The 9,538-nt window shown below is 67.1% G+C and carries 12 protein-coding genes and 2 tRNA genes; 4 read left to right on the plus strand and 10 right to left on the minus strand.

Translation table 11 applies throughout. The features are described 5' to 3' along the window. The 3 genes from N0A24_12005 to N0A24_12015 all read right to left on the minus strand — a co-directional run. A partial coding sequence (locus tag N0A24_12005) for a hypothetical protein (protein ID MCS7174062.1) occupies nt 1-818 on the minus strand: 818 nt, incomplete at its 3' end. Between the two features lie 21 nt (nt 819-839). Then, on the minus strand, nt 840-1,121 hold the full coding sequence (locus N0A24_12010) for a hypothetical protein (protein ID MCS7174063.1): 282 nt from the start codon (nt 1,119-1,121) through the stop codon (nt 840-842). 77 nt (nt 1,122-1,198) lie between these two features. Beyond that, nucleotides 1,199-2,182 (minus strand): catechol 2,3-dioxygenase, encoded by a 984-nt coding sequence (locus N0A24_12015; protein ID MCS7174064.1) that lies wholly within the window; start codon nt 2,180-2,182, stop codon nt 1,199-1,201. A 153-nt stretch (nt 2,183-2,335) separates the two neighbouring features. Here N0A24_12015 and N0A24_12020 point away from each other — a divergent pair, with 153 nt between their 5' ends. Genes N0A24_12020 through N0A24_12035 form a run of 4 tightly spaced genes read left to right on the plus strand, consistent with a single transcriptional unit; the run spans nt 2,336 to nt 5,345 of the window. Continuing rightward, complete coding sequence (locus tag N0A24_12020; GenBank protein ID MCS7174065.1) at nt 2,336-3,262, plus strand: DUF6282 family protein; 927 nt, start codon at nt 2,336-2,338, stop codon at nt 3,260-3,262. A 2-nt stretch (nt 3,263-3,264) separates the two neighbouring features. Then, complete coding sequence (locus tag N0A24_12025) at nt 3,265-3,957, plus strand: GntR family transcriptional regulator (GenBank protein ID MCS7174066.1); 693 nt, start codon at nt 3,265-3,267, stop codon at nt 3,955-3,957. Nucleotides 3,958-3,969: 12 nt separating this feature from the next. Next, on the plus strand, nt 3,970-4,689 hold the full coding sequence (locus N0A24_12030; protein ID MCS7174067.1) for a PIG-L family deacetylase: 720 nt from the start codon (nt 3,970-3,972) through the stop codon (nt 4,687-4,689). Next, nucleotides 4,686-5,345, plus strand: a complete 660-nt coding sequence (locus N0A24_12035; protein ID MCS7174068.1) for a 4-carboxy-4-hydroxy-2-oxoadipate aldolase/oxaloacetate decarboxylase — start codon at nt 4,686-4,688, stop codon at nt 5,343-5,345. The genes N0A24_12030 and N0A24_12035 overlap by 4 nt, the downstream gene beginning before the upstream one ends. Here the strand turns inward: N0A24_12035 and N0A24_12040 are convergent. From N0A24_12040 to N0A24_12070, 7 genes are all read right to left on the minus strand, one after another. Then, nucleotides 5,342-6,712 carry an acetyl-CoA carboxylase biotin carboxylase subunit gene (locus tag N0A24_12040; protein MCS7174069.1) on the minus strand — a complete coding sequence of 457 codons (1,371 nt, stop codon included), beginning with the start codon at nt 6,710-6,712 and terminating at the stop codon, nt 5,342-5,344. The two genes, N0A24_12035 and N0A24_12040, sit on opposite strands and share 4 nt — an antisense overlap. A 13-nt stretch (nt 6,713-6,725) precedes the next feature. Next, nucleotides 6,726-7,313 (minus strand): acetyl-CoA carboxylase biotin carboxyl carrier protein subunit, encoded by a 588-nt coding sequence (locus N0A24_12045; protein MCS7174070.1) that lies wholly within the window; start codon nt 7,311-7,313, stop codon nt 6,726-6,728. Between the two features lie 44 nt (nt 7,314-7,357). After that, nucleotides 7,358-7,435, minus strand: a tRNA-Trp gene (locus tag N0A24_12050). An 18-nt stretch (nt 7,436-7,453) separates the two neighbouring features. After that, complete coding sequence (locus tag N0A24_12055; GenBank protein MCS7174071.1) at nt 7,454-7,639, minus strand: hypothetical protein; 186 nt, start codon at nt 7,637-7,639, stop codon at nt 7,454-7,456. A 4-nt stretch (nt 7,640-7,643) separates the two neighbouring features. After that, nucleotides 7,644-7,796: a 50S ribosomal protein L33 gene (rpmG, locus tag N0A24_12060; protein MCS7174072.1), complete on the minus strand. Its 153-nt coding sequence runs from the start codon at nt 7,794-7,796 to the stop codon at nt 7,644-7,646. A gap of 6 nt (nt 7,797-7,802) precedes the next feature. Beyond that, on the minus strand, nt 7,803-9,020 hold the full coding sequence (gene tuf / locus N0A24_12065; protein ID MCS7174073.1) for an elongation factor Tu: 1,218 nt from the start codon (nt 9,018-9,020) through the stop codon (nt 7,803-7,805). 28 nt (nt 9,021-9,048) lie between these two features. Then, nucleotides 9,049-9,124, minus strand: a tRNA-Thr gene (locus N0A24_12070). Nucleotides 9,125-9,538: the final 414 nt, after the last annotated feature.

The following is a 9,538-nucleotide window of genomic DNA, read 5'->3' on the forward strand; positions in this document are numbered from 1 at the left end:
AGGGGCTCCCAGGGGCTTTCCTCCTCGTTCTCCGCGATGCAGAAGCTGTACTTGGCGGGAGTACCCTGGGTGCTCTGGTCGTACCCATGCGGCCGGATCCCCAGGGCGTTCAGGATCACCAGGCGGATCGCCCGGCCCACGGTGGCGTTGGCCCGATCCCCGGGGCTCAGGACATTGTCCCTACAGTTGAACGCCAGCTGGTGCCGGATGGGGCCGTTCACGATCACCAGGACCGCCTGACCGTGCTGGGGCATGAGCACCGCCCGGTTCCCTACGAGCTCCTGGAGCGCCTCCAGCGCTGCGAGAACCACGGGGAAGTACTCCGGCCTACATCCCGCCATTACCGCGTTCGCGGCCGCCAATCGCACCGTACACCTTCGCCCCAGGTGCTCTTGTGTCAAGATGACCTCTTCCGGATCCCGATCCACCTGAGCCAGGAAGGCCTGGACGAGAGCTTCCGTGGGAGGCACCACGGGGAACCCGTCCGTCCAGCCCCGAGCATAGCAGGATTCGATCAGGGAGGGCTCGCCGTTCGGAGAAGGGGCCTCTTCCACCAGACGCTCCGAACCCGCAGCAGGCACCCGGTCGGTACGTCTCTCTCCGCCCCCCAGCAGGCGCACCACCTCGGGCAGGGCCGCTTCCGCCCGAGCCCGGAGCTCCTCCGCGGTAAGGCTGCTGATGGGGTGCGGGATCAGCACGTAGGGATATCCCGGGACTCCCAGGTCCCGGGCCATGGTGTCCGCAATGCCACTGAAGGCCTCCGTAATCACCACCGCGGTGGGGATGCCCCGCCCCTCCAACGCGATTCCGTCGGCCACACTGGCCGCGGCACAGGCCCCTCAGTCCCCGACCCCGTGCACCACGAACGCACACTTCCCGGAGAGCTCCTCGAGGAGCTCCGGAGGGGCGGGGAGGGTGGGGTTCGGTTTCCGGAGGAGGAGGATCTCCGACACGCCCCATTCCCGGAGCCGGTCCCCCAGGGCCTGGAGGAAGCGATCCGCGTTTCGTTTCCCGCTGTCCACAAGTCCCACCCGGAGCCCCTCCAGGGAACGCAGAGCCCGCGGTGCTATGGAACGGGGAGTGCGCTCCACCTTCCCCGTGGGATCCACCAGCTGCGGCATCCTGCTCCACCACCTCCCTCCCCCTTCGCCCAACCCCCACTCCAGGGGTGTACCGGAATCCCCTACACCGTCCTAGGTCAGCGCACCGCAACCTCCACGGGCGGTGTCCCGTAGGTGTGGAAGGTGGCCACGGTGGGCATCCCCCAAGCCTGCCCTTTCTTGCGCTCCGCCTCACTCCACACGATGGGCTTCCAGTCCGGGGCCAGGATCAGGCGGGCCCCCGGGCATCCGATCTCCACCCGGTTCCCACCGGGCTCGTAGACATAGAGGAAAAACGTCTGCTGGACCGCGTGCTTATAGGGTCCGTACTCGATGAAAATCCCGTGCTCCAGGCAGATATCCGCAGCCCGCAGGACCTCCTCCCGGCTGTCCACCGCATAGCACACGTGGTGGAACCGGCCGCGTGCTCCCGTCTGGTCCTCCGTGATGGCCACCTCATAGCCTTTGTTGTTCGTGGTCACCCACGCACCTTTTTCCGAACCATCGTCGAAGATGATGATCTCCGTGAGCCGGCACCCCAGGGCCTCCTGGAAGAGGATCCGGGTGGCCCGTACGTCCGCGGCGAAGAGGTTGATGTGGTCCAGCCGGCGTAGATTGGCACCCCGCGCGGGGAACCGGGAAGCCTGGTTCTTCAGCGCAGGCCTTGTCTGCTCCGTGGGCCGGTACCACTCCACCTCGTAGAAGACCTCTCCCAGATGGCCGTCGGGAGTACGGAACTGGTAGGCGGGACCGTGTCCCCGATCCCCTTCAACCCACCCCACGCCGTAGCCCGAACGCTCCAGACTCTGGACCCGGCGGGTGAGGGCCTCCGGACTAGCGGCGCGGAAGGCGAAGTGGCCCATCCCAGGCAGCCTCGCGGCCGTGAGCTTCAAGGTATGATGGGCGTAGTCGTCCCACCCTCGCAGATACACGGAGTCTCCGGATCGCTCGGTAATGGTCATGCCCATCACATCCACGAAGAACCGGAGACTTTCCTCCAGCTTGGGCGTGAGAAGCTCGAGGTGGGCGAGGTGGGCGAGATCACAGCTGGGAGGGCTTGGGGGAATCCTCAGCTCGCTCATGGGTCCCTCCTCCGCCACAGGATGCGAAAACCTGACACCCCCACTCTAGGGGGATGCCTACGAGCCTGTCAACACACCTGTTGACCATCTGTCCACGCTCTGTGTACCTTAAGTCAGAGAACTCCCGGCCATGGGGAACAGCGAGGGAGGCGCATGCGGGAGGAGATCCGGCAACCCTCGGAACGTGCGCAGGCCGTGGTTCGTGGCGCGTACGACCTCCACGTGCACACCGGCCCAGATGCTCTCCCCCGTCGCTGCAACGACATCGAGGCTGCCCGGGGATTCCTCCAGCGCGGGCTTGCGGGGTTCGCCATCAAGTCCCACTACACCTCCACCGCGGCCCGGGCACGTCTGGTGAACTTCCTGGTCCCTGGCATTCGGGCCTTCGGTGCCCTCTGCCTCAACGCCTCGGTGGGCGGCATGAACCCCGTGGCGGTGGAGATCGCGGCGCGGGAGGGCGCTCGGATCGTCTGGATGCCCACCGTGGACGCGGAAAACGAAGCCCGGGCTCACCGGGAAGGGCGGACCTCCGAGCGGGCCCCCTACTGGGCCCGCCTCCAGGAGGAACTGCGCCAAAAGGGGATCTCCTACGACCCCGTGCGGGTGGTAGATGGGTCCGGGCGGGTGCTCCCCGAGACCCGCGAGGTCCTGCAGGCCATCGCCCGGCACGACCTTGTCCTCGCCACAGGACACCTGAGCCGCGACGAGATCCTCGCGGTGGTGGAGGCCGCCAAGCAGGAGGGCATCCGCCGCCTGGTCGTCACCCACCCGGATTTCCCTACTCAGGACCTCCCCGTGGAGGACCAGCGCCTCCTGGCCCGGGAAGGAGCCCTGCTGGAACGGTGCTTTGCCACCGCGAACACGGGGAAAATATCTTGGGAGGAACTGTGCTTTAGGATCCGGGAAGTGGGCGTGGAGCACTCCTTGCTGAGCAGCGATCTCGGGCAACCCACCGCCCCTCCGCCAGAGGATGGCCTCGCCCTGATGGCGGATCGGCTCCTGGATGCGGGCTTCTCGGAGGAGGAGATCCGCATCATGGCGGTGCGCAACCCGCAGCGGCTCGTGGACGGAGAGTCCTAGCGATGGAGCAGGGAAAAGTCCGCCTCCGACCGCAACGGACAGAGGACTACTGCTACGAGGCCCTGCGCCGTGCCATCCTGGAGGGGCGGCTGTTGCCGAACCAGCGGCTGGTGGAGGTGGAGCTGGCCCGGACGTTCGGGGTCGGCCGTGCCGCGGTGCGTACGGCCCTGGTACGGCTGGAGCAGGAGGGAATCGTGCAGCGGGAGCCCAACCGGGGAGCCCGGGTGCGGCTGGTCACCGAACAGGAGGCGGTGGAGATCCTGGAGGCCCGGGCGGCCCTGGAGTGCCTGACCGTGCGATACGCGGCCCGTCGGGCGACGCCCGAGGACCTCCGGCAGCTCCGGGAGATCCTGTGCCGCATGGAGGTCTGCCGGGATCGGGGCGACCCCTTGGGCTATTCGGAGCTCAACCACGAACTCCACCACGTCCTGCTCCGCATCGCCGGACACGCCACCGCGGCCCGGCTCATAGACATGCTGCAAGTCCAGAACGTACGGTACCGCTACCGAACCGTGCTGTTCCCCGGACGTCTCGGGGAATCCCTGGAGGAGCACCGGGCCGTCGTGGAAGCGGTAGCCACCGGGGACCCCGATGCCGCGGAGGCCGCCATGCGGCACCACCTCAAGCGGGTAATCGAGGCCATGCACCAGGCGGCCCAGATGGACCGCGTCCGGTGGACGTGGAATCCTTCCTGAGGGAGGAGTGCCGTGGAGCCCAGTCGCAGGCTTCTGGTCGTCAGCGCCCACGCGGCGGACTTCGTGTGGCGTGCGGGAGGAGCCATTGCCACCGTGACCAGCCGGGGTGGAAGTGCTCTGGTGGTAGCCCTCTCCTACGGCGAGCGAGGGGAGTCCGGGGAGCTGTGGCGGGAACCGGGACAGACCCTGGAGCGGGTGAAGGCCATTCGGCACGAGGAGGCAAGCCGGGCCGCGGAGATCCTGGGAGCTCGGTTCCAGAGCCTCGACCTCGGCGATTACCCCCTGGAGGTGGACCGGAGTGCCCTGGAGCGGCTCGCGGAGATCTTCCGGGAGTTCGAGCCGGACTGCGTCCTCACCCATGCGGAGCGGGATCCCCTGAACCCCGATCACGCGGTGGCCTTCCAGGCCACGGAGCGCGCCCGACAGCTGTCCAGTGGGGCAGGAGTAGCCAGCGCCTTCCGTACCGTCCCTCCCCCTCGGGTGTTCGCCTTCGAGCCGCACCAGCCGGAGCTCTGCGGGTTCGTCCCGGACACCTTCCTGGACATCACCCCCGTGTACGAGCTCAAGCAAAAGGCCATGGAGGCCATGGCCTCCCAGAAGTACCTGCAGGAGTACTACGGAGCCATGGCGGTGCGGCGGGCCAACCATGCCCGGCGCCTCTCTGGGAAGTCCAACATCCGGTACGCGGAAGCCTTCCAGCGCATCCTGCCCATCGTGGTGGAGGCTCTATGAGCGCGTCCCCGAGGGTGGATCCAAAGGAACTGACGGAGCTGGGGGTTGCGACTGTCTACGAAGCCTCCGGGCGCGGGGGGCTGATCGCGGTTCCCCTGATCCCGGTGATCCCCGGGAGCCGGGCTGCGGGACCAGCGCGCACGGTTCTGTGTGGTCAGGACGACAACCTCATGGTCCACGCGGTCATGGACCAAGTGCAGCCAGGAGAGGTCCTCGTGCTGACCATGCCGGAGCCCGCACCCGTCGCCCTGGTGGGGGAGTTGCTTGCCATCCAGGCCAAGATGCGGGGAGCTGTGGCACTCCTGGTGGACGCCGCGGTTCGGGATGTGGAAGCTTTACGCGAGCTGGGTCTTCCCATCTGGACCCGGTACGTGAGCGTCCGGGGTGCCACCAAGGAGGTGGTGGGCGCCATCAACGTGCCGGTAACGGTGGGGGGGGCACAGATCCGTCCGGGTGACTGGGTGGTCCTGGACGCAGATGGGGCAGTGGTGGTTGCCGCGGAGCGCCTCCAGGAGGTCGTGCAGGCCGCCCGGGCCCGGGCAGCCCGGGAACAGGATCTGCGCCGGAAGCTCGAGGCGGGACAGCTGACCTACGACCTCCACGGCCTGCGGGCCAAGGTGGAGGGCACCGCAGCCCTCCGATCTCCGGGCCGTTAACCCCTCGCCCCCACACCCTGCCACCGGCGGATGAGGCCCTCCAGCAGCCGCGTGTGCACCTTGCCCTCCTGGAACTCGGGGGTGGAGACCACGAAGCGCAGGAAGGGGAGGGAGGTGGCAATACCCTCCACCCGGAAGGCGTCCAACGCCTGCCGCATCCGCTGGACGGCCTCTGCTCGGTCCCGGCCGTGCACGATGAGCTTGCCGAGGAGGGAGTCGTAGTAAACAGGGACCTCGTAGCCCGCAAAACAGTGGGTGTCCAACCGAATCCCCGGTCCCGCTGGGGCATTCCAGACGGTGATCCGGCCCGGGGATGGCCGGAAAGCCTCCTTCGCGTCCTCCGCGGTCACCCGGCACTCGATGGCGTGCCCTGCAAACCAGATCTCCTCCTGTCGCCAGCGCAGCTTCTCCCCGGCCGCGATCCGGAACTGCTCCTGGACGATGTCTATCCCCGTCACCGCCTCCGTCACGGGATGCTCTACCTGGATACGGGTGTTCATCTCCAGGAAGTAGAACCGCTCCGCCTCCACATCCACCAGGAACTCCAGGGTCCCCGCATTCAGGTAGCCCATGGATCGGGCGAGGGTCACCGCCGCCTGCCAAATGGCGGATCGCAGGGAATCGGAAAGGTTTGGGGCGAGGGCTTCCTCGACCACTTTCTGATGCCGCCGCTGGAGGGAGCAGTCCCGATCCCCCAGGTGCAGCACGGTACCGTGGGCATCCGCAAGGATCTGGACCTCCACGTGCCGGGCGTGCGGCACGTACCGCTCCAGGTACAGGGTGTCGTCCCCGAAGGCCGCCCGGGCCTCCCCCGCAGCTGCCGCGAAGTGGGCTTCCAGCTCTTGGGGGTCATACGCCACCTTCATCCCCCTCCCTCCACCCCCCGCGGCCGCCTTGAGCATCACAGGGAAGCCGATCTCTTCCGCCCTCCGCACCGCCTCCTGGGCGGACCGGACCGGCTCGGACCCCGGGAGCACCGGTATCCCGCACCGCTCCGCCAGCCGCCGGGCCTCCAGCTTGTTGCCCATGAGCCGGATCTGCTCGGGCCGAGGTCCTACGAACACCAGCCCGTACTCCGCACAGGCCTCTGCCAGCTCCGCTGACTCCGCGAGGAACCCATACCCCGGATGTACGGCATCCGCCCCGGTTCCGAGGGCGGCCGCGACGATGGCTCCGATGTTGAGATAGCTGCGCTCTGCGCTGGCGGGACCGATGCACACCACCCGGTCCGCCATTCGGGCCGGGAGCGTCTCCCGATCCACCTCCGAAGCTGCGAGCACCGTCTCCAGTCCCAGCGCGCGGCAGGCCCGGATGATCCGGACCGCAATTTCCCCCCGGTTTGCGATGAGGATCCGGGAAAGGCCCACTTCCCCTCCCCGGTCAGGCCGGACGGACGCGGAACAGGGGTTGACCGAATTCCACGAACTGGCCGTCCTGGACGAGGATCTCCTCGATGACCCCGCGCACGCCTGCCCGCACCGCGTTGAACACCTTCATCACCTCGATGAGGCCTACGGTGGTGTCCTCCTCCACGAAGCTGCCCACCGTCACGAAGGGAGGGGCCCCCGGCTCGGGCTGGGCATAGAACCGGCCCACAATAGGGGCGCGGATGAACACCGCCTCTTCCACCGCGGTGACCGTGGAGAGGGACACCGGGCCATCCTGTTCCCTCCTCGCCGCGGCTTCCTCCCTCTTGAGCGCGGCTCCGCTCCTGGCGCTCTCCCTCAGGTCTGCCGAGGGGGGAGAGACCGAAGGGGATCCCGCAGGGACAGGGGCCGGGGGCCGTTCTCCGGATCCCCCAGCCGGTTTCCCCTCCCGCTCCTCCACCCTTCCGCCCTTGCTGATGGTCAGTTTCAGATCCCCGACTTCCAGCTGCAGGAAGTCAAAGGAGGACCGTTCCAGGATCTCCACCAGTTTGACGATCTGCTCGATCTCGGCCTCGGAGAGGAAACCGATCCGATCCTCCACGTATCTCCCCCCTCATCCGGTGTACACGGCACAGAACCACAGGCTGGCAGGGGCGCCGGGACTCGAACCCGGAACCTCCGGTTTTGGAGACCGGCGCTCTGGCCAGTTCGAGCTACGCCCCTGCGGCCGCTCCTATGCTATCACGGGGAATGGAGGAGGGCAAGGAACTCCTGGTACCGCCAGGGAGCCCGCTTGATCATCTTCTGGACCAGCCGCTCCCTTTCCTCCCGGCTCTGGGCCGCCTGGAAGCGCTTCAGTAGCTTCCGGATCCGTTCCCGCCGGTGACGCCGACGTCGAAGCTCCCGATCCCGCTCCCGGAGGGGCATGGCACTACCTCGTCTCCCGGTGTGGGGTGTGCCTGCGGCACCACCTGCAGTACTTCCGAAGCTCCAGCCGATCGGGATCGTTCTTCTTGTTCTTCTGGGTCACGTAGTTCCGCCGCTTGCACACCGTACACGCGAGCGTGATGATCTCCCGAGCCATGCGGTATCACTCCAGGATCTTGGTCACGACCCCGGCCCCAACGGTCCTCCCGCCCTCGCGGATGGCGAACCGCAGTCCTTCTTCGAGGGCGATGGGGGCGATGAGCTCCACCTCCAGGTTCACGTTGTCCCCGGGCATGACCATCTCTACCCCAGCGGGAAGCTTGATGGTCCCCGTGACATCCGTGGTCCGGAAGTAGAACTGCGGTCGGTATCCGCTGAAGAAGGGAGTGTGCCGACCCCCCTCCTCCTTGGTGAGCACGTACACCTCCGCGAGGAACTTCGTATGGGGCTTGATGGTTCCCGGTTTCGCGATGACCATTCCCCGTTCCACATCGTCCCGCTCCACACCCCGCAGCAGGACCCCGATGTTGTCCCCCGCCACGGCCTCGTCCAGGACCTTCCGGAACATCTCCAGGCCCGTCACCACCGTCTTCCGGGGCTCCGGCCGGAACCCCACGATCTCCACTTCCTCACCCAACTTGATGCGGCCCCGCTCCACCCGGCCCGTGGCCACGGTTCCCCGACCCGTGATGGAGAACACGTCCTCCACGCTCATGAGGAAGGGCTTGTCCACATCTCGAACGGGAAGCGGGATGTAGTTGTCCACCGCATCCATGAGCTCGTAGATTCTGTCCACCCAAGGGTCGTCTCCTCTCCGGAGGTTGGGGTTGCCCTCCAGGGCCTCCAGGGCTTTGAGGGCGGAACCCTTCACCACAGGTACTTCGTCCCCGGGGAACCCATACCGGTTCAGCAGGTCCCGGACCTCGACCTCCACCAGCTCCAGCAGCTCCGGGTCGTCCACCATATCCACCTTGTTGAGGAAGACCACGATGGCGGGGACGTTGACCTGCCGCGCTAAGAGGATGTGCTCCCGGGTCTGGGGCATGGGGCCGTCCGCGGCGCTCACCACCAGAATGGCCCCATCCATCTGTGCGGCGCCCGTGATCATGTTCTTGATGTAGTCCGCGTGCCCCGGGCAGTCCACGTGCGCATAGTGGCGCTTCTCGGTCTCGTACTCCACGTGGCTGATGTTGATGGTGAGCCCCCTGGCCCGCTCCTCCGGCGCGTTGTCGATGTCATAGTACCCCTTCGGCTGCGCGAGGCCGTAGTGGGCCATGGCGTGGGTGATGGCCGCGGTCAGGGTGGTCTTGCCGTGGTCCACGTGCCCGATGGTTCCAATGTTCACGTGGGGCTTCTTCCGCTCGAACTTTGGCTTCGCCATACAGATCCTCCTTACTGGAAATCCTGGCTGGAGCCCACGACCGGACTCGAACCGGTGACCTCGTCCTTACCAAGGACGCGCTCTGCCTCCTGAGCTACGTGGGCACACTCCCGTCGCGCGCCTCAGGGCACAAACCGCTTCGGCCCGGGGGTCCGTGGGCCCAAACCCCCGACGATTATAGCAATGCCCCCCCCTGTGTCAAGGAAGTGTCCGGGTTCACCACGTGTGAGACAGCCTGAAGGCGGGGTGCCACCTCCGGGTGGTACTCCCGAAGGTCGTCCGCGGGTGCGCCCCTGCAAGGCCTGGTGGGGGCGCAGCTCCGAGACGGTCCAGGGTAGATCATACGCCTCGTAGAACTCGTACCGGTGGGCCCCCTGCGCCCGCTCCACATACCCGTTCACCTTCGGGCAGCGCGGCGGACTCACGGAAAGGCGGATCCCACGCCTCTGGCACTCCGCCTCAAACTCCGCCCCAAACTCCCTGCCCCCATCCACCTGTAACGCTCCACCACGTCCCAA

Source organism: Armatimonadota bacterium, from assembly GCA_025059775.1.
Taxonomy (GTDB): Bacteria; Sysuimicrobiota; Sysuimicrobiia; order Sysuimicrobiales; family Sysuimicrobiaceae; genus Sysuimicrobium.